The organism is Amycolatopsis sp. NPDC051061, from assembly GCF_040682935.1.
GTDB lineage: Bacteria > Actinomycetota > Actinomycetes > Mycobacteriales > Pseudonocardiaceae > Amycolatopsis.
Map to the genome: position 1 here is coordinate 1 of NZ_JBFBBZ010000088.1, position 25754 is coordinate 25754.

At 70.9% G+C, this 25754-nt stretch carries 24 protein-coding genes; 17 read left to right on the forward strand and 7 right to left on the reverse strand.

The annotated features are described in order from the left end of the window. Positions 1–63 precede the first annotated feature (63 nt). Complete coding sequence (locus tag AB0N03_RS50160) at positions 64–927, forward strand: SDR family oxidoreductase (protein ID WP_364388257.1); 864 nt, start codon at positions 64–66, stop codon at positions 925–927. Between the two features lie 13 nt (positions 928–940). Here AB0N03_RS50160 and AB0N03_RS50165 read toward each other — a convergent pair whose 3' ends face one another. After that, entirely contained in the window at positions 941–1639 is a 699-nt protein-coding gene (locus tag AB0N03_RS50165; protein WP_364388259.1) for an alpha/beta hydrolase, read from the reverse strand. 73 nt (positions 1640–1712) lie between these two features. Here AB0N03_RS50165 and AB0N03_RS50170 point away from each other — a divergent pair, with 73 nt between their 5' ends. Beyond that, on the forward strand, positions 1713–2255 hold the full coding sequence (locus AB0N03_RS50170; protein ID WP_364388261.1) for a TetR/AcrR family transcriptional regulator: 543 nt from the start codon (positions 1713–1715) through the stop codon (positions 2253–2255). 39 nt (positions 2256–2294) lie between these two features. On the opposite strand, the gene AB0N03_RS50175 is transcribed toward AB0N03_RS50170, so the two are convergent. Further along, a complete protein-coding gene (locus AB0N03_RS50175) occupies positions 2295–3887 on the reverse strand; it encodes a beta-1,3-glucanase family protein (RefSeq protein WP_364388263.1) in 1593 nt (530 codons plus the stop codon). A gap of 226 nt (positions 3888–4113) precedes the next feature. On the opposite strand from AB0N03_RS50175, the gene AB0N03_RS50180 reads away from it, so the two are divergent. After that, positions 4114–5292: an amidohydrolase family protein gene (locus tag AB0N03_RS50180; protein ID WP_364388265.1), complete on the forward strand. Its 1179-nt coding sequence runs from the start codon at positions 4114–4116 to the stop codon at positions 5290–5292. Positions 5293–5650: 358 nt separating this feature from the next. Further along, on the forward strand, positions 5651–7243 hold the full coding sequence (locus AB0N03_RS50185; protein ID WP_364388268.1) for an ABC transporter substrate-binding protein: 1593 nt from the start codon (positions 5651–5653) through the stop codon (positions 7241–7243). Between the two features lie 69 nt (positions 7244–7312). Here the strand turns inward: AB0N03_RS50185 and AB0N03_RS50190 are convergent, their stop codons facing one another. Next, on the reverse strand, positions 7313–8530 hold the full coding sequence (locus tag AB0N03_RS50190) for an MFS transporter (protein ID WP_364388270.1): 1218 nt from the start codon (positions 8528–8530) through the stop codon (positions 7313–7315). Between the two features lie 90 nt (positions 8531–8620). On the opposite strand from AB0N03_RS50190, the gene AB0N03_RS50195 reads away from it, so the two are divergent. Beyond that, the gene (locus AB0N03_RS50195; RefSeq protein WP_364388272.1) at positions 8621–9184 is read left to right on the forward strand and encodes a TetR/AcrR family transcriptional regulator C-terminal ligand-binding domain-containing protein; all 564 of its coding nucleotides are present in this window, start codon (positions 8621–8623) and stop codon (positions 9182–9184) included. A gap of 21 nt (positions 9185–9205) precedes the next feature. Here AB0N03_RS50195 and AB0N03_RS50200 read toward each other — a convergent pair whose 3' ends face one another. Continuing rightward, on the reverse strand, positions 9206–10075 hold the full coding sequence (locus AB0N03_RS50200; protein ID WP_364388274.1) for an alpha/beta hydrolase: 870 nt from the start codon (positions 10073–10075) through the stop codon (positions 9206–9208). 94 nt (positions 10076–10169) lie between these two features. On the opposite strand from AB0N03_RS50200, the gene AB0N03_RS50205 reads away from it, so the two are divergent. The 4 genes from AB0N03_RS50205 (at position 10170) to AB0N03_RS50220 (ending at position 16281) form a co-directional block, all read left to right on the forward strand. Continuing rightward, positions 10170–13319 (forward strand): BTAD domain-containing putative transcriptional regulator, encoded by a 3150-nt coding sequence (locus tag AB0N03_RS50205; protein WP_364388277.1) that lies wholly within the window; start codon positions 10170–10172, stop codon positions 13317–13319. Between the two features lie 37 nt (positions 13320–13356). Beyond that, entirely contained in the window at positions 13357–14307 is a 951-nt protein-coding gene (locus tag AB0N03_RS50210; protein ID WP_364388279.1) for a helix-turn-helix domain-containing protein, read from the forward strand. A 107-nt stretch (positions 14308–14414) separates the two neighbouring features. Further along, a complete protein-coding gene (locus tag AB0N03_RS50215; protein WP_364388281.1) occupies positions 14415–15110 on the forward strand; it encodes an alpha/beta hydrolase in 696 nt (231 codons plus the stop codon). A 37-nt stretch (positions 15111–15147) separates the two neighbouring features. Continuing rightward, positions 15148–16281 carry an epoxide hydrolase family protein gene (locus AB0N03_RS50220; protein ID WP_364388283.1) on the forward strand — a complete coding sequence of 378 codons (1134 nt, stop codon included), beginning with the start codon at positions 15148–15150 and terminating at the stop codon, positions 16279–16281. A gap of 30 nt (positions 16282–16311) precedes the next feature. On the opposite strand, the gene AB0N03_RS50225 is transcribed toward AB0N03_RS50220, so the two are convergent. Continuing rightward, complete coding sequence (locus tag AB0N03_RS50225) at positions 16312–16680, reverse strand: peptidase inhibitor family I36 protein (RefSeq protein WP_364388284.1); 369 nt, start codon at positions 16678–16680, stop codon at positions 16312–16314. A 270-nt stretch (positions 16681–16950) separates the two neighbouring features. On the opposite strand from AB0N03_RS50225, the gene AB0N03_RS50230 reads away from it, so the two are divergent. The 4 genes from AB0N03_RS50230 to AB0N03_RS50245 are packed head-to-tail and all read left to right on the forward strand — an operon-like array spanning position 16951 to position 20148. Beyond that, positions 16951–17292: a DUF485 domain-containing protein gene (locus tag AB0N03_RS50230; protein ID WP_364388285.1), complete on the forward strand. Its 342-nt coding sequence runs from the start codon at positions 16951–16953 to the stop codon at positions 17290–17292. After that, positions 17289–18875, forward strand: a complete 1587-nt coding sequence (locus AB0N03_RS50235) for a cation acetate symporter (RefSeq protein WP_364388286.1) — start codon at positions 17289–17291, stop codon at positions 18873–18875. Before AB0N03_RS50230 ends, AB0N03_RS50235 begins: the two co-directional genes overlap by 4 nt. After that, a complete protein-coding gene (locus tag AB0N03_RS50240; RefSeq protein WP_364388287.1) occupies positions 18872–19399 on the forward strand; it encodes a YbhB/YbcL family Raf kinase inhibitor-like protein in 528 nt (175 codons plus the stop codon). The genes AB0N03_RS50235 and AB0N03_RS50240 overlap by 4 nt, the downstream gene beginning before the upstream one ends. A gap of 32 nt (positions 19400–19431) precedes the next feature. Next, positions 19432–20148, forward strand: a complete 717-nt coding sequence (locus AB0N03_RS50245; protein WP_364388288.1) for a DJ-1/PfpI family protein — start codon at positions 19432–19434, stop codon at positions 20146–20148. Here the strand turns inward: AB0N03_RS50245 and AB0N03_RS50250 are convergent. After that, positions 20141–21094 carry a helix-turn-helix domain-containing protein gene (locus AB0N03_RS50250; RefSeq protein WP_364388289.1) on the reverse strand — a complete coding sequence of 318 codons (954 nt, stop codon included), beginning with the start codon at positions 21092–21094 and terminating at the stop codon, positions 20141–20143. The genes AB0N03_RS50245 and AB0N03_RS50250 overlap by 8 nt on opposite strands. Before the next feature lie 50 nt (positions 21095–21144). On the opposite strand from AB0N03_RS50250, the gene AB0N03_RS50255 reads away from it, so the two are divergent. Together AB0N03_RS50255 and AB0N03_RS50260 are read left to right on the forward strand one after the other, a co-directional pair. After that, positions 21145–22260, forward strand: coding sequence for a M20 family metallopeptidase (locus AB0N03_RS50255; RefSeq protein ID WP_364388290.1), 1116 nt, complete (start codon positions 21145–21147; stop codon positions 22258–22260). A gap of 473 nt (positions 22261–22733) precedes the next feature. Further along, complete coding sequence (locus AB0N03_RS50260) at positions 22734–23312, forward strand: LuxR C-terminal-related transcriptional regulator (protein WP_364388291.1); 579 nt, start codon at positions 22734–22736, stop codon at positions 23310–23312. Here the strand turns inward: AB0N03_RS50260 and AB0N03_RS50265 are convergent. Beyond that, complete coding sequence (locus tag AB0N03_RS50265) at positions 23305–24210, reverse strand: alpha/beta hydrolase (protein ID WP_364388293.1); 906 nt, start codon at positions 24208–24210, stop codon at positions 23305–23307. The genes AB0N03_RS50260 and AB0N03_RS50265 overlap by 8 nt on opposite strands. Before the next feature lie 91 nt (positions 24211–24301). Here AB0N03_RS50265 and AB0N03_RS50270 point away from each other — a divergent pair, with 91 nt between their 5' ends. Together AB0N03_RS50270 and AB0N03_RS50275 are read left to right on the forward strand one after the other, a co-directional pair. Beyond that, entirely contained in the window at positions 24302–24871 is a 570-nt protein-coding gene (locus AB0N03_RS50270; protein WP_364388295.1) for a carboxymuconolactone decarboxylase family protein, read from the forward strand. After that, complete coding sequence (locus tag AB0N03_RS50275; protein ID WP_364388297.1) at positions 24864–25670, forward strand: helix-turn-helix transcriptional regulator; 807 nt, start codon at positions 24864–24866, stop codon at positions 25668–25670. Before AB0N03_RS50270 ends, AB0N03_RS50275 begins: the two co-directional genes overlap by 8 nt. Positions 25671–25754 lie beyond the last annotated feature (84 nt).

A 25754-nucleotide genomic window follows, 5' to 3' on the forward strand; every position in this document is an offset into this window, starting at 1 on the left:
CCGGACGGGATGAGCCCGTCCGGCCGCGCCGGCCATACCCATGACCGAGAAAGCAGAGGACACATGTACGCAGTGACCGGCGCCGGCGGCAAGTTCGGGCGGCTCGCGATCGACGCACTGCTCGCCCGTGGCGTCCCCGCCCGCGAGATCGTCGCCGTGGTGCGCACCCCGGGCAAGATCACCGATCTCGCCGACCGCGGTGTCGTGGTGCGCACCGGGGACTACGACACGCCGGACTCGTGGCCGTCCGCACTGGCGGGCATCGAAACCCTGCTGCTGGTTTCGGGCGACGCGCTGGGCCGGCGGGTCCGGCAGCACACCACGGTCATCGACGCGGCCAAGGCCGCCGGCGTGCGCCGGATCGCCTACACCAGCATCCTCAAGGCGGACACTTCGACGATCGCCCTGGCGCCCGAGCACCTCGCGACCGAGCAGGTCCTGCGCCGGTCCGGCCTGGCCTACACGTTCCTGCGCAACAGCTGGTACTTCGAGAACTACCTCGACCAGGCCGACCGGTACATCGCTCAGGGCGCACTCGTCAGCGCCGCCGGATCGGCGGGCTTCGCCGCCGCCACCCGCGCGGACTTCGCCGCCGCGGCCGCCGCGGTGCTGGTCGAAGACGGCCACGACAACGTCGTCCACGAACTGGGCGGGGAGAAGATCACCTTCGCCGACCTGGCCGCGGCCATCTCCCGAGCGAGTGGCGCCGAGGTCTCGTATCGGGCCGTCAGCCCGGACGAGCTGCGCGCCATCCTCCGCGACGCTGACGTCCCCGAGGGTTATGCCGAGCTCCTGATCGACGCCGACCGTGCCGTCGTCGCCGGCGAACTCGACACGGACAGCCAAGAGCTGGCCCGCCTCGTGGGACATCCGCTCACCACGCTGACCGACGCGGCCACCGCGACGCTGCGCCCGTCCGGAAGCTGACCCGCCTCGGCGTTCACCGGTAGCTCAGCAGCAGGTCGCGGACCGCGGCGGGCCGGGACAGGAACGGATGGTGGCCCGCGTCGAGTTCGACGACGTGGCCCGCTTTGCGAGCGAACTCGCGCTGCAGCCGGGCCGGCGTGCCCCCGTCCTCGGCGCACACGAGATACGTCGAGGGCACGTCCTGCCAGGCGGCCGCCCCGACCGGTTGCCCGGTGACCCGCACGCTCTGCCGGGCGAGGTGGTGCGCGGCCTGGGCCCGGACCTCGGCGTCGCAGTCCTGCAGGAATGTGGTCACCAGCAGTTCGGGACGCACCCCGAACGTCCCGGCGTCGACATCGACGTCGAGGAACGGTGCGGGGTTGCCGTCGCCGAAGTCCGCGAGGCTCTGTCCGATCTCGGGCAGGTAGCTGGAGATCAGCAGCAGGTGGCGGACCGAGGCCACGCCCGCGGCCGCCTCGGCCGTCACGATCCCGCCGTAGCTGTGGGCGACGACGACGGTCGGCTCGTCGCTGTCCCGCAGCACCTGCCGCACCGCGCTGACGTCCTCGGCCAGCCCGGGACCTCCGGTACCGCCCGGCACGCCGGCCTCCCCGCAGCTCGGCAGCGCCGGAGTCACGCTCGGCACGCCTCGCTCCCGCAGGAGCCTCGACACGCGGTGCCACCACCACGACCCGTCCCGCACGCACGCTCCGTGCACGAACACGACCCTCATCGCCACCTCCACCATCTCCACAGCCTCGGAATCCACGGTAGACGTACCGATCGTTACGTGAAAAAGTGGGGCGGTGGGACGACGACCGCGACCCGAGATCAAGGAACGGCTGCTCGAGGCCTGCACCGACCACGCCCTCGACCAAGGGCTACCCGACCGGCTCGAGCCACTCGCGCGCGCCGCGGGCACTTCGGCGCGCATGCTGATCTACCACTTCGGCACCCGAGACGCCCTGCTGAGCGCCGTCCTCGAGCGCGCACGGCAGCAGCAGCTCGCCACCTTCGGCGAACTGCTGCGCGTGCGACCCGACGAGCCCTACACCGTCACGCTCGCACGAGCGTGGGCCTTCATGACCGGTCCGGACGGAAAGCCCTACCTGCGGATGTTCGGGCAGCTGAGGGAAAACGCGGCGCAGCGGCTCTGGCCGGGCTTCCGTCGCGTGGCGACGACGGACTGGCTCGGGCCGCTCGAAGACGGCCTGCGCGGCATCGACCGGCCGGAACTGGCCACCCTGGTCCTCGCCGTCATCCGCGGCCTCCTCATGGACCTCGAGGCGACCGCGGACCGTGGCCGCGCGGACCGGGCGTTCGCGCAATTCCTCAGCACTCTCGCCTGAGCCGGCGGCCTCGTCCGCGGCGAACACCGGACAGCGAGCTCAGCCCCGGTGCCACTTCTGGTTGGCGCCTCCGGTGCAGTCCCACAGGATGAGGGGTGCCCGGTCGGCGCCGTTCCAGGCTTTGATGTCGACGCACTTGCCGGCCTGCGGGTTGACGAGGTCGCCGGCCGGGGTGAGGACGAACTGCTGGGCGGGGTTGCCGCTGCAGGTCGCGATCTGGATGGCCGCGCCCTTCTCCCGGGAACCCCAGGCGACGTCCATGCACTTGTTGTCCGGGACCCTCAGCGTGTCGCCGGTGAAGGTCCAGTCCTGGGCGATGGTGTTGTTGCAGGAGAAGGTCTGCAGGTGAACGCCGTCGGCGAAGTTCCGCTTCGGCACGTCGATGCACTTGCCGTTCCAGTCGCTGATGAGCCTCGTGCCGGACGAGTGCGATCCACCGCCGGTGAAGCTGTTCAGGGTGATGCCCGCGGCCCGGGGGCTGCCGTCGTTCACCAAGGACTCGAAGTTGCCGACGTCGTCGAACGCGAACGCGTAGGCCTTGCCGTCGGCCATGTTCTCGTGCACCAGTTTCGCGTACTGGTTCGTCGGGGCGTTCCGGTAGAAGCCGGCGCCGGTCCCGCCCGGCTGGGTGTCGATCGTGCCCAGGGTGCCGCGGTTGAGCGCGGCGCACAGCGTGCGGGCGATCGGGCCGACGACCTGGTCGTTGGGGGCACCGAGAGCGCCGTCGCAGCCCCACACGTTCGCCGAGGACGGCTTCTGGAACGACGCCACCTGCTGACCGGCGCCGTTGGTGAAGGTCATGACGTTGCCCGACGTCCGGCCGAAGTACTTGGTGTTCGGCTGGTCGCCGAACGGGACGACGGTCAGTGTCTTGCCGGTGTAGGCGTTCCAGGCCGACGAGATGTACGGGTCGAGGTAGCCGCTGCCGAGCTGCCCGGCGTCGGCGGCCTTGCCCGGGGCGAGGACGCGCAGCACGGTGCCGTCCGAGCGGGTGTGGACGGACCCGCCCCAGCCGGGCTGGGCCTTGAGGCCGTTGATGACGTTGTCGCGGCCGCCGGGGACCAGCGTGCCGGTCGACTTCACGCTGCCGGAACCCGTGGTCACGCTCACCGTGTGGGGCACGGCGAACATGTCCACCTGGGAGCTGTTCAGCCAGAGGCCGGCGTCGTTGTAGGTGAACTCGCTCCAGTCGAACAGGATGTCGCGGTTGGCGTCGCCACCCGCCCAGGGCGCGGGCTGGACCAGACCGCCCGGGGCGAGGAAGAACTTCAGGCGCTCGCCGAGGGAGAAGTAGACGCGCCCGGAGATGCCGCGGGGAACCTGGATGGTCGTGGTGCCGCCGGTGCCCGGGCCGGCGATGGAGACGTCCGGTGCCGGAGCGGGGGGAGTGCCGCCGGGGCCCCACGCGGTGAAGACCCCGCTCGCGTTGACGTACCCCAGCTTGCCGGTGCTCAGGTTGACACCGAGGACGTAGAGGTGGACCGCGTCCGCGCGGCCGGTGTTGTTGGTGATGGACAGGGGGAGCAGAGCCGGGCCGGCGGCCGCGGCCGGCACGGCAGCGCCCCCCACCGTCATCGACGCGAACGCCACCAGCGTGACGATGACCGCGGACAGTTTTCTTCGAATGCGCAACAGAAACTCCTTTTTCCGGTGAAAGGCACCGTAGGCAGGTACCGCTCGCGCGTCCATGGTCCGGACGAAGATAAGGTCGTCTGTGCACTGGCGCTGCCCGGAAAGCTGTAGGGGTGGTGTCACGTTGGGTAGCTGTCGAAAGGCGAAATCTGTGAACGAGGCATTCCCGACGGCGTATCGCGGCGTGACGCTCATCGATGTGACGGGCGGACCGTCCCGTTCGGACATGACGATCGTCGTGGACGGCGGCAAGTTCGCGGCCGTCGCGCCCAGCGCCGAGAGCACGCCCGTGCGCGGCGCCCGGGTCGTCGATCTCGACGGGCGGTACGTCATCCCGGGCCTCGTCGATTCCCACCAGCACATCGCGACGCCGCCGGACCGCGCGGCCGCCGAGGCGGTGTTGCGGCGGCTGGTCTACAGTGGAGTGACGGTGATCCGCAGCATGGCCGACGACCTGCGGCAGGTCGGCGACTTGGCGCGTGCGACGCTGGTCGGGGAGATCGCCGGGCCCGACATCGTCTACGCCGCTCTGATGGCCGGGCCGGAGTTCTTCGTGGACCCGCGGACGATCGCCGTCTCGCAAGGGGAAGTCCCCGGTGCCGTGCCGTGGATGCAGGCCATCACGCCGGAAACCGATCTGCCGCAGGCGGTCGCGATGGCGCGGGGCACCGGTGCCCGGGCGATCAAGCTCTACGCCGACCTGTCCGCCGAGACGGTGGCCGCGATCGTGGCCGAAGCGCATCGTCAAGGCGTTCACGTCTGGGCGCACACCGCGGTGTTTCCCGCCATGCCGCACGATGTCGTCTCCGCGGGCGTCGACGTCGTGTCCCACGTCGGCATGTTCGTCTACGCGGGTTCCGCGCACCGTCCGACGGGCTACGCGGCCAAGAAGCCGATCGACGACGCCGAACGAGAAGGTGCGCTCGACCCGCAGATCGAGTCCCTGGTCCGGGAAATGAGCCGCCGGGGCACGATCCTGGACGCCACCGCGAACCTCTACCGGCGCCGGGACGAAGCAGGCGAGCGAGACGACGCCCGCCCGTCGGAGGCGGCCTTCGCCGCGCGCCTGGTGCGGCACGCCCACCAGGCAGGCATCGAGATCTCGACCGGGACCGACTACGAAACCGACCCGGGGGAACCGTTCCCGGCCTTGTACCAGGAGCTGGAGTTCCTGGTGAAGGAATGCGGCCTGACCCCCGGCGAGGTCCTCCGATCCGCGACCCTGGTCGGCGCGCGGGCGGCCGGTGCGGGCGACTCGCGAGGATCGATCGAGGTGGGGAAGATCGCCGATTTTGCCGTGCTCGCCGAGGATCCCCTCGCGGATCTGGCCAATCTGCGCAGTATCGAAATGACCGTGAAGCGCGGACGGTGCTACCACCGTAACGACTGGACTGCTGGTTCCTGAAAGGAAGCAATGGCCTATTCGGAAGTCGTAGGTGACGACCAATGACGCAGGTGCGAATTGGTGAATACGACGAACACACCGGTCTTCGCCGTTCCTAGCATTGCCTCGCATGGGCACCCTTGACGACGTCAACCCAAGGGCGCCTTCGCGGAGCTGGTCGGCCGCGCCGAGCGGACCGAACTCGTCGCCTCCCGCGACGACATGCTCATCCCGCGTCACGCCGATCGCGGAATGCACCTTGCCGCACGCGTTCCTGGGCGGCGCCGGCCACGCGCGCTACCTCCACCTCGGTCGCGTCACCGCCGCGCCGGCGCCTGACCACCGGCCACCGAACGAGCACGCACGGAACGGAACCGCCATGAAACCGACCACCGCGGGCCGCTACGGCCTCAGCCTCTGCCTGGCCGTCGCCCTCGCCGGTTGCGGGAGCGCGTCGACCAGCACCGGGAAGGCCGAGGTCGTCGACGGCGGTACCTTCACGCTCGGGCTCTCGTCGGACCCGGGAAACCTCGACCCGCAGATGGGGCTGGGCACCACGCTGTTCACCGTCACCCAGTTCGCCTACGACCCGCTCGTCAGCGTGGACGGCAAGACCGGTGAGGTCCGGTCCGCGCTGGCCGAGAAGTGGCAGGTCGACGGCAACACCGTCACGCTCACGCTGGCCGACGGCGTCACGTGCTCCGACGGCACCGCCCTCACCGCCTCGGCGGTCGCCGACAGCCTCGACTTCGTCGCCGACCCGGCGAACAAGAGTCCTTTCCTGGGCCCGATGCTCCCGGCCGGCGCGAAGTCGAAGGGCGACAACGCCACCCACGTCGTGACGATCACGCTCGCCGAGCCGGCGCCGTTCGTCCTCAATGGACTCGCCGACCTTCCGATCGTGTGCCCGAGCGGGATGTCTTCCCGTGCTTCGCTGAGGACGGCGACCGCGGGCACCGGCCCGTACCAGCTCACCGAGGCCATTTCCGGCGACCACTACACGTACACGCGCCGCGACGGCTACACGTGGGGGCCGGGCGGCGCGAAGACCGCGACCAAGGGCATGCCGAAGACCGTCGTGGTGAAGGTGATCGAGAACGAGGCGACCGCGGCGAACCTGGTGCTCTCGGGCGGTTTGAGCGCCGCGCAGATCGCCGGCCCCGACGCGCAGCGGCTCGAAGCCGCGAAGTTGTTCGTGGCGGAGACGCCGGGGCTGGTGGGCGAGCAGTGGTACAACCACGCGGCCGGGCGGCCCACCGCCGACGCCGAGGTCCGGCGGGCGTTGACGCAGGCCCTCGACCTCGGGCAGCTGCAGAAGGTGCTGACCTCCGGTCGGGGCACGGCCGCCACCACGCTCGCGGCCACCGAGCCGATCGCCTGTCCCGGCGACTCCGTCTCCGGTGCGGTGCCGCCCCACGACGTCCAGGCGGCGGGTGCCTTGCTCGACGAGGCGGGCTGGGTCAAGGGCGGGGACGGCCGGCGGGCCAAAGCGGGCCGACCGCTGACGCTGACCCTGCTGTACGAAAACAACGGAGGCAGCAGCGGGGACGCGGCCGCCGAGCTCGCCGCGGCGCAGTGGAAGGCGATCGGCGTGGAGGCGACCGTGAAGAGCCAGAACGAAACCACGTTGACCGGCACCCTCTTCAGCGCGGGCGACTGGGACGTCGCCTGGGTCACCCTGAACGTCAGCACCCCGGACAAGCTGGTGCCGTTCCTGTCCGGACCGGCCGCTCCACAGGGGAACAACTTCGCCGCGATCTCCGACCCGCAGTACGACCAGGCGGTGCGGTCGGCGATGGGGAAGAAGGGGGTCGCCGGGTGCCGCGACTGGCTCGCCGCGGAGTCCGGGTTGATCGCCAAGGCCGATCTCGTGCCGTTCGCGAACAAGTCCGTTCGCACCTTCGGCAAGGCCGCGGAGTTCCAGACCCCCGGCCAGCTGGTCCCGACGAGCATCCGCATGCTGGCGAGGTGAGCGGAGGTGTCGGCGGTACTGCCGGGTCGGTAGACCGAGGCCGGCGCGGCCGGCCGTGGACGAAGATCATCAGGGGTGCGCGCCCGGCCGGAGCTCACTCTCGCTGACCCGTCGGCGCGCCCGGACGATGCCCGCGACCGTCGCGATCAGAACCAGTGCGACCTCCAACGCCCCGTACGCGACGGCTGTCGGCTTGAGCCCGAACCGTTCGACGGCAAGCCCGGCCGCGAGCGCCGGCACGCTGAAGGCGAGGTAGCTGACGATGTACATCGTCGCGAACACTTGCCCTCGCCGGGCGACTGGCGCCGCCTCGCCGAGCGCGTTGACCACGAACCGGAAGGTCGCACCGAAGCCGAACCCCGCGACCACCGAGCCGGCCACGTAGAGCGGCAACGCACTCACCGGCATCGCCGCGATCGTCACCAGGACGCCGAGAGCGAGAGTTCCGTAGCCGAACCACTCGCGAAGCCGCGGCGGCAGGACGGTCGAGCCGACGGTGCCCGCTGTCCCCGCGGCGAAGAACGCTCCGAGCACGATGCCCACGACGAAATGACTGTGCACAGCGAGGACGGTCCCGAGTATCGACGACCCGAGCGACAGATACAGGCCGGCGAGCGCCCACGTCGCGGCCATCGAGGGAAGCAGCGCGAAGAAGACCGGCCGGGTGGCTTGCGGAAGCCCGGCGCTCGGCAGCAGTGACCGCCAGATCGGTCCCCGCGACGCCGACTCGGGACGAGCGCGTTCGGGAACCCACCACACGAGGGCTGCGAGCGCGAGATAGACGACGGCGAGGATCCAGAAGACGAGCTGGCGGGGGAGTGGCGCGAACTCCACGAGGGCACCGGCGAGGACCGCGCCGAGCACGATTCCCAGCGAAGGGACCGCGCTGCTGACGAGCGAGCCGAACCGCGGGTTCGGCGCCGAATCCATGATCATGGCGGTGGTGGTGCCGGTGGCGGCACCGACGGCGAAACCCTGCACGATGCGCGCCACCATGAGGCCGCCGGAATCCCCGGCGATCGCGAAGAGCAGCATCCCCAGCGCGAGCAGCGCCAGGCCGCCGGAGGCGACAGGCCGACGTCCGACCCGGTCGGAGAGCGAGCCGACGGTCAGCAAAGCGGCGAGCAACGCGAAGACGTAGACGGCGAAGACGGCCGTCAGCGTGAACGCGGAAAAGCCCCAGAGGCGCTGGTAGACCGGATAAAGCGGCGACGGCGCCGAGGCGGCCGTCAGCGTCGCGGCGCCTGCGGCCCCGGCGACGAAGAACGAGACTGGACGACCGAGCACGAGACCTCCTCCGAAAAGCAAAGATCTTTGCTTTGGCCACTGTAGAGCATGGCGCTGGCCAAAGCAAAGATCTTTGCTTATGCTCGTGACGTGTCCGATCGAGCAGCGCCGAGTCACCCCGGCGGCCGGAGCGGCCGGGTGCTGGCCGCGATCTACACGGCGGTCGGCGAGCTCGTCGGCGAAGGGGCCGACAAGATCAGCTTTCCCGTCATCGCCGAGCGGGCCGGGGTCAACCCGACGACGCTGTACCGACGCTGGAACGACGTCGGTGCGCTCCTCGAGGAAGTCGCGGTCGCCGCCCTGACGCGCGATGGCGAGTCGGTACCCGACACCGGATCGCTCGAGCAGGACCTGACGGAGTGGGCGAACATCATCGCCCGCGACATCACTCGTCCCCTGCGGGCGCGCTACCTGCGCGCGATGGTGGCGGCCCGCCTGGAGATCGTTTCGAGGTGCCTGGTCACGGAGACGCGGCGCGAGCAGGCGTCGGAGGTGGTGCGCCGGGCCCGCGAACGCGGAGAGACGGCTCCGACGGTCTCGCAGATCCTCGACCACATCATCGCGCCGCTGTACCACCACGTCGTGTTCGCGCTCCCCGTCGATCCCGGGTACGCACGACGGCTGGTCCGCGATGTGCTGGCCATGGTCCACTGAGCCGGTGTCCGTGCTCGATCCTCAGCGCGCCAGCAACTCCCGCAGGTCCTTCACGACCTCGGCGGGCGACTCCTCGGCCATGAAGTGCCCGGACGTCACCGTGCGGTGGCGCAGGTCGGCGGCCCAGGCCTGCCACAGCCCCACCGCGTCGTAGCCGAGCGCGGCGCCCCAGTCCTGCTGGAGCACGGTGACCGGCATGCCGAGCCGGTTGCCCGCTTCGCGATCGACGGTGTCGTGCTCGACGTCGATGGTCGCGGTCGCGCGGTAGTCGGCGACGATCGACGTCGTGGCTTCGTCGCTGGCGCGCAGGTACTCGGCGCGGATGTCGGCCGGGATGGCGTCGGGGCGCTGCGTCCAGGCGTCGAGGAAGTGGCCGTAGAACGTTTCCGGTGCACCGCCGATGAGGGCTTCCGGCAGGCCCGGCGGCTGGGCCATCAGGTAGAGGTGGAAGCCGACGGCCCCGCGCACGCCCTGGAGGACGTCCCACATGTCGAGGGTGGGGAGCACGTCGAGGACGGCGAGGTGGCTGATGGCGTCCGGGTGGTCGAGGCCGGCGCGGATCGCGACGAGCGCGCCGCGGTCGTGGCCGGCGAGTGCGAACCGATCGTGGCCGAAGGCACGCGCGAGCGCGACGACGTCGGCGGCCATGGTGCGCTTCGAGTAGGTCTCGCCGGTGTCGGCGGGTTTGCCGCTGTCGCCGTAGCCACGCAGGTCGGGGCAGAGGACGGTGTGGTCGGCGGCGAGGTCGGCGGCGACGTGCCGCCACATCAGGTGGGTCTGCGGGAAGCCGTGCAGCAGCACGATCGGCGTTCCGGAGCCGCGGACGGCGACGTTGAGCGCGACGCCGTCACCCACCGTGACCTGCTGGTAGTCGAAGCCGGGAATGCGCATGGTGAGCCCTTCGGTGTGGTTTCGTTCGCACCGAGGATTTCCGGCGCCGGTCAGCGCCGAGTCAGCGTTCACTGAGCGGGTTACAGTGCGTTGCATGGTGCGCTTTGGTGTCCTCGGTCCTTTCGTGGCCGAGGACGACCGTGGCCCGCTGGCACTGCGGGGGCCGCGGCACCGGGCGGTGCTGGCGCGGCTGCTCGTCGCGCGCGGCCGGGTCGTCCCGGTGGACGTGCTGGTCGACGACCTGTGGCCGGCCCCGGCGGACGGGTCGGCCGGTGCGGTGCAGACGTTCGTCTCGGCGCTGCGCCGCGCGTTGGAACCCGGCCGTGCCCCGAGGACGCCGGCCCGGCTGCTGGTGACGTCCGGCCCCGGGTACGCCTTGCGTGCGGAGGACGTCGATGCCTGGCGCTTCGAGGCGGTGGTGACCACGCCCGGAGCCGCTGTGCCGGAGCTGGACGAGGCGTTGGCGCTCTGGCGCGGCCCGGCGTACGCCGAGTTCGCCGGCGAGGCCTGGGCACGAGCCGAAATCGACCGGCTCGACGCCTTGCGGCTCCTGGCCGGCGAACGGCGAGCCGAGGCGATGCTGGCCGCCGGGCGAGCGGCCGAAGCGGTTCCCGACCTCGAGGCCCAGGTGGCGGCGCATCCGCTGCGGGAGGACGGCTGGCGGCTCCTCGGCCTCGCGCTGTATGGGGCCGGTCGCCAGGGTGACGCGCTGGGCGCGCTGCGCCGGGCGCGGGAGGTGCTGAAGACCGAGCTGGGCGTCGACCCGGGCCCGGGTCTGCGGCAGGCGGAGGCCGACATCCTGGCGCAGTCCCCGCGGCTCGCGGTGCCGGCCCGGCCGGCGGTGGTCTCGGTCGCGCTGTCCCCGGCCGAAACCCTGGTCGGCCGCGCGGAGGAGCTGGCGTTGCTCGCGGCCGAGGCGGAGCGGGCCGAGCGGGGTGAAATCCGGCTGGTGCTGGTCTGCGGCGAAGCCGGCGCCGGCAAGACCGCGCTGGCGGAGACTTTCGCGGGCCGCCTGGCCGCCCGCGGCTGGACGACCGCGTGGGGCGCGAGCCCGGAAGACGAGGGCCTGCCCGCGGGGTGGCCGTGGACGCGGATCCTGGACACGCTGGACGCGCCGTCCGAAGAGGGCTCCGCTCTCGGGCTCCTGGCCACGCCTTCGCCGCCGGACAGGCCGGCCGGCATCGACCCGTTCACGGCGCGGTTCCGGCTGCGCCGGGCGGTGAGCGGGCACCTCGCCGCGGTCGCCCGGGAGGCACCCGTCCTCCTCGTCTTCGACGACCTGCACCGGTCCGGCGCCGAAACCCTCGCTCTGCTGGCCTCGGTGCTCGCCGAACCCGGGGCCGGCCCGGTGCTCGTGGTGGCCACCTACCGCAGCACCGATCCGCCGGCGGCCCTCACCGGCTTCCTCGGCCGCGTCGCGCGGACCGAACCGGCGCGGCTCTACCTCGGTGGCCTGTCCCCGGACGACGTGCGCGAAGTCGCGCGATCCACCGTCGGCCAGGACATTTCGCCGGCCACCGCGAAAGCCATCCACCGGCGCAGTGGCGGCAATCCCTTCTTCGTCCGGGAGCTCGCCCGGCTCTTCGACGCCGACGCTTCGGCGGAAGTCCCGCCGGGCGTCCGCGACGTCGTCCGCCACCGGGTCGCCCGGCTCGACGGGGCGACGCGGGACGTGCTGCACCGGGCGGCGGTCGCCGGCCGCGAAGTCGATCTCGACCTGCTCACCGAGCTGGCGGGCGCCGATGTCCTCGACGCTCTCGAGACCGCGATCCGCGCGGGCTTCCTGGTCGAGCCGGGGCCGCGGCGGTTCCGGTTCGCCCACGACCTGGTCCGCGAGGCGCTGTACGAGGAGCTTTCCCTGTCCCGCCGGGCTCGGTGGCACGCGGCCGTCGGCCAGGTGCTCGAACGAACGCGTCCCGGCGACGTCGAGGCGCTGGCCCACCACTTCCTGCTCGCCGGGAGCCCCGCGGCGGGACAGTACGCCCGGCGGGCGGCCGAGCGCGCCGAGCGCCGGTGCGCGCCGCACGAAGCGGCGCGGCTGTGGCGAGCCGCGCTCGGCCACGCCTCCGACGTCCGCGAGCGGCTCGAGGTGATCATGGGGCTGGTCCGCGCGCTGGCCGTCGTCGGCTCGCTACCGGAGGCGCGGGAGCACCGCGCCGAAGCGGTGTCCCTGGCCGAGGCCGTCGGCGATCCGGTGCTGACGGCTCATGTCCTGGGTGCCTTCGACGTCCCGGCCGTCTGGACCGCGAACGACGACCCGGAGCTGGCCGCCCGGATCGTCGCCGTCGCGGAGCGGACGCTGGCGGACCTGCCGCCCGAGCGCCGGTCCGACCGCGGCCGGCTGCTGGCGACGCTCGCGCTGGAGCTGCGCAACGCCGGTGGGGACCGAGGACGTGCGGCCGCCCGCGAGGCCGAAGCCCTGGCGCGGGACCTCGGCGATCCCGCCCTGCTCGCGTTCGCGCTCAACGCGCGGTTCATGCACGCGTTCCACCGCGCCGGGCTGGCGCCGGAGCGGGTGCGGATCGGCCGCGAGCTGGTCGACGTCGCCGCCACGCACGCGTTGGTGACCTTCGAGGTGCTGGGGCACCTGGTGCTCGTCCAGGCGCACGCCGCGCTCGCGGACCTGCCGGCGGCCGACCGGCACGCCGAAGCGGCCGACCGGCTGGCGGACGACCACGACCTGCCGCTGGTCGGCGTGTTCACCCAGGGCTACCGCGCCATGCGGGCGGGCATCACGGACGACCCGACGGCGGAAGCGGCGTTCCGCTCGGTCGCGGCCCGGCTCACCGGCACCGGCATGACGGGCCTGGAAGACGGGATCCTCGCCGTCACGCTGCTGTGTCACCACCTGCAGCGCGGCGATTCCCTCGACGCGGACGTCCGGCAGGACTACGGGACTTACGAGCCGTGGTGCCGCGCCGTCGTCGAGCCGGGACCGCGCGAGGTCCCCGATTCGCCGCGTGACCTGCTGTTCGAAGCGCGCACCTGCCTGCACGTGAGCGCCGCGCCCGATCGCGCGACGAGCGAGCGGCTGTACGCGGATCTGCTGCCCGCGGCGGCGGAGCTAGCCGGCGCCGGCAGCGGTCTTTTGACGCTCCGGCCGGTCGCGCACTACCTCGGCGATCTGGCGGTCGCGCTGGGCCGGCGTGCGCAAGCGGAGGAGCACTACCGGCAGGCTTCGAAGATCGCCGAGGCCTGCGGCGCTCCGCACTGGGTGGCGGCCGCCCGGGCCGCGCTCGGCTAGCTATGGCAGCCTGGCGCCGCATCGATAGAATACTGCCATGACCCGGCACCGGATGGTGGTCGTCCTGCTCGAGGACGTTCTGCCGCTCGACTACGCGATCCCCGTTCACGTGTTCGGCCGGGAGGCGTCGGAGGCCTACGACCTCGTGACCGTCTCCGTCGGAGGTGGTGCGGTGCCGGTGGCCGGCGGGACGACGGTGGTTCCGGACGGTGGGCTCGAGCTGCTGCGCCGGGCGGACACGATCGTCGTGCCGGGCTACGCCGACGCGGTGGATCGTGAGCTGCCCGGTTCGCTGGTGCGAGCACTCGCCGGCGCGCACCGCAAGGGCGTCCGGATGGTGTCCATCTGTTCCGGGGCGTTCGCCCTGGCGCGGGCGGGAGTGCTCGACGGGCTGACCGTGACCACCCACTGGTCGCTGTGTGCGGACCTGGCCGAGCGGTTCCCCGCGATCACGGTCGATCAGTCGGTGCTCGTGGCCGGCACCGAGGCGGTCCTGACCTCCGGTGGCGTCACCGCCGGCGTGGATCTGTGCCTGCACCTGCTGAACGTCGACCTGGGCCCGGCGGCCGCGCGGCACGTCGCGCGGCGCATCGTCATGGCGCCGCGGCCGGCCGACGGCCAGCAGCAGTTCGTGGAGAGGGCGGTCGTCCCGCCCGGCGACGACATCATCGCCCGGGCCCAGCAATGGATGCTCGTGTCACTGGAGCAGAACCTCTCGGTGAAGGACGTCGCCACCCGGTTCACCATGTCCGAGCGGACGTTCCACCGGCGGTTCCGCGAGAAGATCGGGCTGCCGCCGTTGACCTGGCTGCGCGACCAGCGCATCGCCCGGGCCAAGGAGCTGCTGGAGAACTCGGAACTGTCCATGGAGGACATCGCGCGCCGGGTCGGTTTCGGCACGGCGACCACCCTGCGGGTGCAGTTCCGGCGCGCGACGAACGTGTCGCCCCGCGAACACCGGAAGTCCTTCACCTTCGGCCGCGCCTGACCGCTTGGCAGCAACGTTGCGATAGTCGGCAGTACTGCCACTGTCCGCGGGGTGCTCCCGAGGCGAGACTCGGTGCTGTACCGATTCAACCCCAGGAGAGCGAATCCATGAACCAGCCGACCTTCGTCCTCGTCCACGGCGCCCTGACCGATGCCTCGGTGTGGCGCCGGGTCTCCGTGCGCCTGCAGGACGCGGGTTACCCCGTCATCGCGCCGTCCCTGCCCATGCGCGACTTCGACGGCGACGTCGCCTACCTCAAGCAGTTCCTGGGCACGCTGACCGGCCCGCTCGTGGTCGCCGCCCATTCGTACGCCGGGTCGGTGATCTCGGCTCCCGACGCCTTGACCGCGGACGTCCGGTCGCTCGTGTTCGTCACCGCGTTCCAGCAGGACGCGGGGGAGACGGCGGGCGCGCTCAACGGGAAGTTCCCCGGCAGCCTGCTCATCCCGGACAACCTGGTCGTGCGCGAGTACCCCGGCGGCGCGGAGATCTACCTGCGGCCGGACAAGTTCGGCGAGGTCTACGCCGGTGACGCGAGCGCGCGGGACCAGAAGATCCTCGCCGCCGCCCAGAAGCCGTTCAACCCGATCACCCTGGAGGGCAGCTTCGCGAACGCCGCCAGCTGGCACACCCTGCCGTCGTGGACCGTGGTGTCCACTCAGGACAGTTCCATCCCCACCGAGGCCCAGCGGTGGATGGCCGAGCGGGCCGGCTCCACCGTCGTGGAGGTCGATTCTTCGCACGCCGTGCCGCTCGTGCATCCCGATGTGGTGGCCGAGGCCATCCTCGCCGCGGCGGGCTGAGTTTCGTCAGCGGCCGGCTTGATCTACCGTCGGTCAGGTGAGTTCATTGTCCGCAGAGCCGTTTCGCATCGCCGTCGCCGACGAAGATCTGGCCGACCTGCGCCACCGGCTGCGCCACACCCGCTGGTCCGGCCCCATCGAAGGGGCCGGCTGGCGGTATGGCACCGATCCGGCGTACTTGCGCGAGCTCGTCGAATACTGGGCGGAAGAGTTCGACTGGCGAAGCGAAGAGCGGCGGTTGAACGCGTTCCCGCAATTCCGGAGCGTCATCGACGGGCTGCGCGTCCACTACGTCCACCAGCGGGCCGACGGCGGCGGGCTGCCCGTGCTGGTCCTGCACGGGTGGCCCGGCTCGTTCGTGCAGATGCTCGACCTGCTCCCGCAGCTCGCCGCGCCCGCCGAACACGGAGGGGCGCCGGCGGACGCGTTCGACGTCGTCGTCGGTTCCCTGCCCGGATTCGGGTTCTCGGAAGCGTCCGGGGAACCCGGCATGACCGAAACGCGCATGGCGCACGTCTTCCACGTCCTGATGACCCGGGTGCTCGGGTACGAGCGGTACGCGGTCCGGGGCAGCGACTTCGGGGGGAGTGTCGCGGAAGCACTGGCCGCGCGGTACCCGGAGGCGGTGGTGGGGATCCACCTCAGCGGCACGACGCCGCGCGCCGACGACCCGCCGGCCGACCCCGGTCCCGCGATCCGCCGGTACATCGAGGACGTCGACCGGTGGCGGGCGTCCGAGGTGGGGTACGGCGCGATCCAGGCCACGAAGCCGCAGACGCTGGCCGCGTCGCTCAACGACTCTCCCGCGGGGCTCGCGGCCTGGATCGTGGAGAAGTTCCGCCGGTGGAGCGACTGCGACGGAGACGTCGAACGCCGTTTCACGAAGGACCAGCTGCTGACGAACATCAGTGTGTACTGGTTCACGCAGACGATCGGGTCGTCGATGCGGCTCTACGGCGAGTCCGACTACCGGCAGGACGCCGGCTGGAGCGTGCCCACCGCCCACCTGATGTCGTCGAAGGACATGTTCCCCACGCCACGGGAGTGGGTCGAACGCACCTCGCGGGTCGATCGCTGGACCGCGGTCGATCGCGGCGGGCACTTCCTCGAGTGGGAGGAACCCCGTCTCGTGGCGGAGGACATGCGGGACTTCTTCAGGGAGTTGCGCTGAGTTCCGACGTCCGTGGGCGGCGGGTTGCCGCTAGTCGAGGAACAGGGAAGTCAGCTGCTTGTCCCAATCCGGGGGAGCGACCCAGCGCTGGCCCGGTGCGAGGCGGACGCTGTCACCCCGGTCGAAGCCGTCCTTGTAGAGCCAAAGCTCCTTGTCGCTCGCGTTGACCACCGCCGAAGCGCGGTTGTCGAAACTCGGGGCCAGCCAGAAGATCCCGACGGCCGGCTGGCTCCAGAACTGACCGGTGAAGTCGGCGTTGTCGTAGAGGCACACCCAATCCGCGCCGCCGGGGACGCACGGCTCGGCGGCCGGTGCCGCCGAAGCGGACGGAGTCAGCGTTCCACTCACCGCGAAGGCGAGCGAGAGGGCAACGGCCAGACGTCGAACTGCGCGATGCATCGATCCTCCGAGGATTTCGGCGTGAACCGGGAATTTCCGGGCGCACCCGGGGTATTCGCAACGACGAATTCTTAGCACGATTTACCGGGTTACCGGCAAGGTGGGCAAGTTTCCGCCGGGAACCACGCCACCGCCGGGACGAGCACCGTCCACTCGCGACCCGCGCCTGGTTGGCCGGAATGTATCGCTCGATGTCGCTCAAGCCACTCACCGTCGCGCGTACCGGTGCTCAGACTGGCTGGTACCCGAACCGCCCAGCCGAGGAGCGTCATGGCAAGCACCGACGAGATCGCGGCGGAGTCCGCCACCGACTGGGACCGGGTCCGGTCCGGTCCCGAGTTCATCGAGCTCAAGCGCCGGCTGCGGCGGTTCGTCGTCCCGGTGACGGCCGGATTCCTCGGCTGGTACGTGGTCTTCGTGCTGTTGGCGGACTTCGCCCACGGCTTCATGGCGACGAAGCTCTTCGGCAACGTCAACGTCGGACTGGTGCTGGGCATCCTGCAGTTCGTCTCGACCTTCGTGATCACCGGCCTGTACCTGCGCTACGCGGCCAAAAGGCTCGATCCCCTCGCGGAGCGGATCCGCGCCGAACACGAACGGACGAGCCGATGAGCGACCCCGTGCTCAACATCGGCATCTTCGCGGTCTTCGTCGTCGTCACCCTGCTGATCGTCGTGCGCACCCGGCGCCGCGGCGCCACCACGGCGGACTTCTACACCGCGGGGCAGGCGTTCACCGGCCGGCAGAACGGGGTCGCCATCGCGGGCGACTACCTGTCCGCCGCCGCTTTCCTCGGGATCAGCGGTGCCGTCGCGACCTACGGCTACGACGGCTTCCTCTACTCGATCGGGTTCCTCGTCGCGTGGCTGATCGCGCTGCTGCTCGTCGCCGAGCTCCTGCGCAACACCGGCCGGTTCACGATGGCCGACATGCTGAGTTTCCGGCTTAAGCCCGGGCCGGTCCGCACCGCGGCCGCGCTGTCCACGCTCATGGTGAGCTTCTTCTACCTCCTGGCGCAGATGAACGGCGCGGGCGGGCTCGTCGCGCTCCTGCTCGGCGTCACCGGCCGCGCGGGACAGGCCGTCGTGGTCTCCGTGGTCGGCGCGCTCATGGTGCTCTACGTCCTGATCGGCGGCATGAAGGGGACGACCTGGGTGCAGATCGTCAAAGCCGTCCTGCTGCTCATCGGGGCGTTCGGCATGACCGTCTGGGTGCTGGCGCGGTACGGCTTCGACTTCTCGGCCATCCTGCACGCGGCGGTGGAGCGTGGCGGCGCCGGCGGCGAAGCGCTCCTCGGACCGGGCAAGCAGTACGGCGCGACCGGGCTGTCCCGAGTGGACTTCCTGTCCCTGGGGATCACGCTGGTCCTCGGGACGGCCGGCCTCCCGCACGTGCTGATGCGCTTCTACACGGTCCCCGATTCGGGTGCCGCCCGGCGTTCGGTCGCGTGGGCGATCGGGTTGATCGGCGTGTTCCTGCTCTTCACCCTGGTCCTCGGGTACGGCGCCGGTGCGCTCGTCGGGCCGGAGAAGATCGCGAATTCGCCCGGCAAGGCGAACTCGGCGATCCCGCTGCTGGCCCAGACGCTCGGCGGACCCGTCTTGCTGGGGCTCATCGCGGCGGTGGCCTTCGCGACGATCCTCGCCGTGGTCGCCGGGCTCACCATCACGGCGTCCGCTTCGTTCGCCCACGACCTCTACGCGGGTGTGCTGCGGCGCAAGAACCCGCCGGACGCGAAGTCGGAGGTCCGGGTCGCGCGCTGGGCGGCGGTGGCCATCGGGCTGGTCGCGATCGCCGGCGGCATCGTCACCAACGGCCAGAACGTGGCGTTCCTGGTCTCCCTCGCCTTCGCGGTCGCCGCGTCGGCCAACTTGCCCGCGATCCTGTATTCCCTGTTCTGGAGGCGGTTCACGACCCAGGGCGCGCTGTGGAGCATTTACGGCGGGCTCGTCGTGACCGTGGGACTGATCATCTTTTCCCCGGTGGTTTCCGGCACACCGACGTCGATCTTCCCCGCCGCGCACTTCGATTGGTTCCCGCTGGCCAATCCGGGGCTGGTCGCGATCCCGCTTTCGTTCCTGCTCGGATACCTCGGCACCATCCTGTCCACCAGCCCGTCGGATCCGCACAAGCACAGCGAACTGGAAGTGCGCGCGCTGACCGGGATCGGCACCACACCGGAAAGGCCTTCATGAACCTGACCCGCGCCGTCGCGCCGGACCCGTATTCGTTGCTGCCCGGGTGCGATTCGTTCACGGTCAAGTCCCCGGATGTCGAGGACGGCCGCCAGACTCCTCAGGAGCATGTCCTCGACGGCGGCAACCGCTCTCCGCGGCTCGGCTGGTCCGGGTTCCCGGACGAGACGAAGGGCTTCGCCGTCACGTGCTTCGACCCGGACGCGCCGACGCCGTCGGGCTTCTGGCACTGGCTGCTCCTCGACCTCCCCGCCTCGGTCACCGGCCTCGAGCAGAACGCCGGTGCGCCGGACGCGTTCCGGCCGGCGGGCGCTTTCCAGCTGCGCAACGACTTCGGGTCCGTCGGCTACGGCGGCGCGGCTCCGCCGCCGGGGGACCGGCCCCACCGCTACTACTTCGCCGTCCACGCCCTCGACGTCGAGCGGATCGGCGTCGACCGGGACGCCAGTCCGGCGGCGGCTTCGTTTTCCCTGGTCTTCCACACGCTGGCCAGGGCCCTGCTCGTGCCCGTCTACTCGCGCTGACCGCGTTCACCCGTGAAAGGAACACCGCTGACATGATCGACCCCGGACGTCACCTCCAGATCGGCTCCCTGTTGTTCGAGGGCCTCGACCAGATCGACCTGACCGGTCCGTTCGAAGTGCTTTCCCGTATCCCAAACTCCACCTACCGCGTCTTCGGCAAGACCACCGAGCCGGTCCGCGACATCAAAGGCCTGCGCCTGACGCCCGACGCCACGCTCGGCGAAGCGCCGCAGCTGGACGTCCTGCACGTGCCCGGCGGGTTCGGGCAGGAGAACCTGATGGCGGACGACGAGGTTCTCGGCTGGCTGCGCGCCCAGGCCGCCGGCGCGACTTGCGTGTTCTCGGTCTGCACCGGCGCGCTGCTCCTGGGGGCGGCGGGCCTGCTCCGCGGCCGCCGCGCGACCACGCACTGGTCCGCCTTCGAGACGCTGCCCTACTTCGGGGCGGAGGCGGTGGACGAGCGGGTCGTGGTCGACGGCGACTGGGTGTTCGCCGCCGGGGTGACCGCCGGCATCGACGGTGCCCTGCGGGTCGCCGCGGAGCTGCGTGGCGACGAGGCGGCGCAGACGATCCAGCTGCACATGGTCTACGCCCCCGAACCGCCGTTCGACAGCGGTACGCCGCAGACGGCACCGCCGGAGATCGTGGCGAAGGCGCGCAAAGCCGTCGAGGGCATCACGGCCCAGCGCACGGAAACCGCCAAGCGGATCGGCAAGGAGCTCGGCGTCGACCTGGCGTCGATCAGCTGACCGGTGCGCGGAAAGCACGCCGGTAGTCCGAAGGGGACAGGTGGACCAGATCGCGGAACCGGCGGCGGAAGGCCACAGTGGACTCGAACCCGCACCGCCGGGCGATCCGGTCGATCGGGAGGTCGCAGGTCTCGAGCAGCTGCCGGGCCCGGGTGATGCGCTGCCGCGCCAGCCACTTCCAGGGCGAAGTGCCGATCTGTGCCTGGAAGTGGCGGCCGAACGAGCGGGGGCTGTAGCCGATGTGGCCGGCCATGTCGGCCACCGTGAGCGGCTGGTCCAGCCGTTCGTCGAGCCAGACGAGCAGCTCGGCCATGTCGATGTTGGTGGCGGCCGGGTCGTCGTGCTCGATGAACTGGGCCTGATCGCCGGCGCGGTGCGGAGCGATCACGCTGCGGCGGGCGATCTTGTTCGCGTACTCGGCGCCGAAGTCCTCCCGGACGATGTCGAGGCAGAGGTCGATCCCGGCCGCGACGCCGCCCGAGGACAGCAGCGTGCCGTCCCGCACGTAGAGGACGTTCGGCAGCACGGTCGCTTCCGGGAAGAGCCTGGTCAGCTCGTCGGTGACGGCCCAGTGGGTCGTCACCTCGCGCCCGTCGAGCAACCCGGCGTGCCCGAGGGCGAAGGCGCCGGTGCAGATGGAGACGACGCGCGCCCCGCGGGCGACGGCGCGCTGCAGCGCGGCCGCCGTCGCCGCGGTGAGCGGCTCGGTGATCGGCTCGTACCCCGGGATCACCACCGTGTCCGCGGCGTCGAGCAGTTCCAGTCCACCGTGGACACCCAGCGGCACCCCGATTCCGGTCCGCACCGGTTCGCCGTCCGCCGAAGCCACGTGGAACTCGTAGCGCACCGGCTCGGGATCGCGGTGCCGGTGCCCGAAGAACTGGGCGACGGCGCCGAAGTCCAGCGCGACCACGCCTTCGAGTGCCAGTGCGGCTACACGGTGCATGGCCGGAATGTAGCACTCGATACCGATACCGCCAACTCAGGAAGCCTGATATGGATGTCATCGAACTGACGCGCGAGCTGGTGTCCCTCGACACGGCCGGGCACGCCGAAAACGACGCCGTCGCGGTGCTGGCACCGATCCTGGAGTCCGCCGGCTTCCGGCTCGACGTCGTGGAGCACGAGCCGGGCCGGGGCACGCTCGTCGCGGAGTGGGAGGTGGACCGGCCGGAAGCGCCGCTGTGCCTGTCCGGGCACCTGGACACCGTCCCGTTCGGTGCGGCGCCGTGGGAACGCGGTCCGCTGGGGGCCGAGCTGGACGGCGACCGCCTGCACGGGCGCGGGACGACCGACATGAAGGGCGGTGTCGCGGCCATCGTCGTCGCGGCCACCCGGGTCGCCGCCCACCGGCCGGCGCGGGCGGGTCTGCGCTTGGTGCTGACCGCGGCCGAAGAGACCGGGTCGCTGGGTGCCGCCGCGGCCGCGACCTGGCTGAAAGGCAGGCCCAGCGGACCGCTCGTGATCACCGAACCCACCGACAACGTCGTGGCGTTCGGGCACAAGGGAGCGTTGTGGCTCTCCGCCCAGGCGCACGGCGTCACCGCGCACGGGTCCATGCCGCACCTCGGCGACAACGCCGTCACGAAGCTCGCCGGCGCCGTGACCCGGATCGACGGCACCGAGTTCGCGGCGGACGCCCACCCCGCGATGGGCCGCCCGACCCTCAACGTCGGCACCTTCCACGGCGGCCTCAACGTCAACTCGGTGCCCGACCACGCGGAGGCGCGGGTGGACGTGCGGAGCGTTCCGGGGCAGGAGCACGACGCGATCCGCGCTCACTTGGGCGAGCGCGCCGGACCCGGGGTGACTTTGACGCCGATCGTCGACCTGCCCCCGGTGTGGACCGACCCGGCGGGCACCTGGGTGACGTCGGTGGCCGAGACGGCGCGCGCGGTCACCGGCGCTCCGGCGGCCGCGCCACGGGCGATGTCGTTCTTCACCGACGCCTCCGTGCTCACCCGGGCGCTGGGCTCGGTGCCGACGGTCATCTGCGGGCCGGGGCGGCCGGAACTCGCGCACACCACGGACGAATGGTGTTCGGTCACCCGCATCCACGAGTCGGTGGAGGTCCTCGAGCGGGTGTGCCGTGACTGGTGCGGTTTCCCGTGACGCGGCGTTCTGGTGTTGCCGACACCGCAACATAGGTTGCCGTTTTCGCGGCACTTTCCGGACGATGGTCCCACTAGTCCGAACCGGAAGGTGGCAGCGATGCCGAAAGTTGACGAGGAGACGTACCTGGCCGGTCTGGCGCGCGTGGCGGGGCGGCTGGGAGCAGTGGCTGGCCCGGCCGTTCGGCTGGCTGTCCGCGGTGTCCGCCGCGCAACCGGCTGCCGTTCGCGGTCGAGGCGGGGGAGAAGATCCCCCGGGAGAAAGAAAGGTGACCGGGTCGCCCCGGTTCCTTTCGGGAACCACTTGTCCTTGCGGGTAACCACCTCCTTGTCGATACCTTGCCTTCGAGGGTGTCCGGCGTCGACCGGGCAGCGGGTGACGGAGGGGAAACGGACAATGGTTACGGCGCGTGGGCAAGGCTTGGTCGTGGCGGGTGCCGGTGCCGGTGCGACCAGATGACCACGATGACCACGATGATCCGAGTCCGGGTCGCGCTGTTGGCGTCCGATCCGATCATGCTCGCCGGACTGTCCGTTCTCCTCGGTGCCGAACCGCGGTTGTCCGTTCTTCCGGCCGGCCCGCACGACGAAGCGGAGGTATTCGTCTACGCCACCGGCAGGGCGGATCATCGGACGCTCGAGTCCCTCCGCACGCACTCGGACCGGCTGACCGCGCCGGTCGTGGTGATCGCGGGGAAGTACGTCGGCAAGGACCTGAGGGACCTCGCCGCCTGTGGTGTGGTCACCGTCTTGCCGCACGAAGCCGTGGGTTCGCTCGGTGACGCGGTTTTGGCGGCGGCCCGGAACGACCGGGAGGTTTCGCTGGATCCGTACGACGTGCTCGCCGACGCCAAGAACTCCCTCAGTTTCGACTCACGGGAGATCGAGATCGTGCGGTTGCTTGCCGAGGGCAGGACCACCGGCGCGATTTCCCTCGAGCTGAGCTACTCGGAGCGAACGGTGAAGAACCAGATCCAGATCATGACGAGCCGGCTGGGCCTGCGCAACCGGTACCAGCTGGTGGCCTGCCTGGTGCGATCGGGCGTCATCTGACCGTGGGCCGAAGCAGCGCCGCGACCGCGTCGGCGAACTCCTCCGGCGCTTCCTGGGGAGCGTTGTGCCCGACGCCTCGCAAGAGCCGGTGGTCATACGATCCGGTGAAGTGCCCGCGGTCGCCGGCCGAACTCGGACCGAGCAGCCCGTCCGCGCCCGTTTCCAGCAGCACGGTCGGAACCGTGATCGGCGGTTGCTCCGCGAGGAGGTCTTCTGTCCGCTGGTAACGGGGATCGCCCTCGGCGAGACCGTAGCGGTGCCGGTAGGAGTGGACGACCACGTCGACGAAGGCGGGGTTGTGCAGACTCGGAGCGCTCGCCGGAAAGGCGTCGCCGGCTTCTCGCCACGTCGGCGACCAGGTGCGCCACAACAGGGAGCAGAGTTCTTCGCGGTTGCGTTCGAGCCCGCGACGGCCGCGCTCCGAATGGAAGTAGAACTGGTACCAGAAGGTCTGTTCCCACTCGGGCCGGGTGGGTTCGTTCGCGGCGGCGATGTCCTGGATGTTGTAACCGTCCACAGTGACCAGTCCGCGCACGCGTTCCGGGTGCAGAGCGGCGGTGATGCAGGCCGCGCGGCCTCCCCAGTCGTAGCCGGCGAGGACGGCGGAACCGATTTCCAGTGCGTCCATGAACTCGACGAGGTCGTGTCCCAGCGCCGCCTGCTGTCCCGACCGCATCGTGGATCCGTCACGGAACGACGTCGCGCCGAAGCCGCGGAGGAACGGGGCGAGCACCCGGGCGTTCCGAGCCGCCAGGAGCGGCGCGACTTCGTCGAACGCCCGCACGTCGTAGGGGAAGCCGTGGAGCAGGATGACCGGGATCCCGTCGAGCGGGCCCGCTTGTTCGTACGCTATGTCCAAAGTGGAGGTGGTGACCCGGCCGGTCGAGGTGAAGCCCATGGATCGATTGTCGCACACCGGCAGGCCGCGTCTCGGCAGTATTACCTCCGAGGGAATTGGTTCGACGCAGTCAGTGCTGCAGACTCGGTTCATGACCAGTTACCAGATTCACACTGCCGACACGGCCGATGAAGCCGCGAAGGAGCCGCTGAAGGTCCTCGAGGGCGCGTTCGGGTTCGTCCCCGCCGGCGCCGGCCTCATGGCGAACTCGCCGGCGCTGATCAACACCTTCTTCTCCGCCTTCGGCCACTTCCGCGGCGGCGGCACGTTCGGCCCGGACGAGCGGCAGGTCCTGCTGCTGTCCAACGCGGTCGCCAACCGCAGTGAATGGGCGGTGGCGTTCCACACGCTGGAGTCGCTGCAGGACGGCGTCGAGCCGGCCGTGGTCGAGGCCATCCGCCAGGGCAAGGTGCCCGGGAACCAGCGGATGGCGGCGCTGTCGGCGTTCACCCAGTCGCTGATCGAGAAGCGGGGGCACGTCGACGACGCCGAGGTGGCGGCGTTCAGGTCGGCGGGCTTCACCGAAGAGCAGGTGTTCGAGGTGATCACCGGAGTGGCGATCTCGGCGATGACGAACTACACGGCCAACCTCGCCTGGCCGCCGCTGGAGGACGCGGTGGCGCCGCACGCCTGGAAGGCGGGATACTTGGCGGGTGCCTGACGTAGGTCCTCTGCTGAAACACTGGCGCGGCGCCCGGCGGTTGAGCCAGCTGGCTCTGGCCGCCGAGGCCGCCGTGTCGGTCCGCCACCTGAGTTTCGTCGAGACGGGTCGGGCGAACCCGAGCCGCGCCATGGTGCTGAAGCTCGCGGAGGTGCTCGACGTCCCGTTGCGTGAGCGCAACACCTTGCTGCTCAGCGCCGGATTCTCGCCCGAATACCCGGAGTCCGCATTGGACGCACCATCGCTGGCCGCGGTGCGGGAGGCGCTGGAGACCATTCTCGCCCAGCAGGAGCCGTTCCCGGCTCTGGTGATGGACCGCAGCTGGGACATCCGGCACACGAATGCCGCCGCCCGCCGGTTCTTCGCTTTCCTCCAAGATGGACGGCCGGAGAAACCGCCGGGCCCGGCGAACGTGCTGCGCCGGATGTTTCACCCGGACGGTGTGCGGCGTCACGTGACGAACTGGCTGGAGGTCGCCGAGGCCTTGGTGCGGCGCGCCCGGCGGGAGGCGATCGGCGGGACCGCCGACGAGCGGGCCCGGCGGATCCTCGACGAGGTCCTGGACTACCCAGGCGTGCCGTCACACCTGCGGGTGGTGGACGTGACCGCGCCGGTCCTGCCGATCGTGCCGATCCGGTACGAGCGTGGTGACCGGCGGTTCGACTACTTCTCCACGGTGACCACGCTGGGCACACCGCAGGACGTGACGCTGCAGGAACTGCGGATCGAGTGTTTCTTCCCGATGAACGACGAGACCCGGGAGCACGCCCGCGAATTGGCGGAGCGGTCCGGAACGTGACCGGGGTGGCTGCTCTCCGGGCGGGAGCAGCCACCCCGGCAGCGTCACCAGGCGAGGTTGCCGAGCGTCTTCCGGACCTCGCTA

Coding starts and splice junctions, on each gene's coding strand:
- AB0N03_RS50265 (WP_364388293.1), bottom strand. CDS start 24,210: ATGGGCTTCACCTCGACCGGCCGGGTCACCACCTCCACTTTGGACATA.
- AB0N03_RS50255 (WP_364388290.1), top strand. CDS start 21,145: ATGGATGTCATCGAACTGACGCGCGAGCTGGTGTCCCTCGACACGGCC.
- AB0N03_RS50160 (WP_364388257.1), top strand. CDS start 64: ATGTACGCAGTGACCGGCGCCGGCGGCAAGTTCGGGCGGCTCGCGATC.
- AB0N03_RS50260 (WP_364388291.1), top strand. CDS start 22,734: ATGATCCGAGTCCGGGTCGCGCTGTTGGCGTCCGATCCGATCATGCTC.
- AB0N03_RS50180 (WP_364388265.1), top strand. CDS start 4,114: ATGACGATCGTCGTGGACGGCGGCAAGTTCGCGGCCGTCGCGCCCAGC.
- AB0N03_RS50165 (WP_364388259.1), bottom strand. CDS start 1,639: ATGAGGGTCGTGTTCGTGCACGGAGCGTGCGTGCGGGACGGGTCGTGG.
- AB0N03_RS50225 (WP_364388284.1), bottom strand. CDS start 16,680: ATGCATCGCGCAGTTCGACGTCTGGCCGTTGCCCTCTCGCTCGCCTTC.
- AB0N03_RS50235 (WP_364388286.1), top strand. CDS start 17,289: ATGAGCGACCCCGTGCTCAACATCGGCATCTTCGCGGTCTTCGTCGTC.
- AB0N03_RS50215 (WP_364388281.1), top strand. CDS start 14,415: ATGAACCAGCCGACCTTCGTCCTCGTCCACGGCGCCCTGACCGATGCC.
- AB0N03_RS50270 (WP_364388295.1), top strand. CDS start 24,302: ATGACCAGTTACCAGATTCACACTGCCGACACGGCCGATGAAGCCGCG.
- AB0N03_RS50185 (WP_364388268.1), top strand. CDS start 5,651: ATGAAACCGACCACCGCGGGCCGCTACGGCCTCAGCCTCTGCCTGGCC.
- AB0N03_RS50240 (WP_364388287.1), top strand. CDS start 18,872: ATGAACCTGACCCGCGCCGTCGCGCCGGACCCGTATTCGTTGCTGCCC.
- AB0N03_RS50230 (WP_364388285.1), top strand. CDS start 16,951: ATGGCAAGCACCGACGAGATCGCGGCGGAGTCCGCCACCGACTGGGAC.
- AB0N03_RS50210 (WP_364388279.1), top strand. CDS start 13,357: ATGACCCGGCACCGGATGGTGGTCGTCCTGCTCGAGGACGTTCTGCCG.
- AB0N03_RS50250 (WP_364388289.1), bottom strand. CDS start 21,094: ATGCACCGTGTAGCCGCACTGGCACTCGAAGGCGTGGTCGCGCTGGAC.
- AB0N03_RS50245 (WP_364388288.1), top strand. CDS start 19,432: ATGATCGACCCCGGACGTCACCTCCAGATCGGCTCCCTGTTGTTCGAG.
- AB0N03_RS50205 (WP_364388277.1), top strand. CDS start 10,170: ATGGTGCGCTTTGGTGTCCTCGGTCCTTTCGTGGCCGAGGACGACCGT.
- AB0N03_RS50200 (WP_364388274.1), bottom strand. CDS start 10,075: ATGCGCATTCCCGGCTTCGACTACCAGCAGGTCACGGTGGGTGACGGC.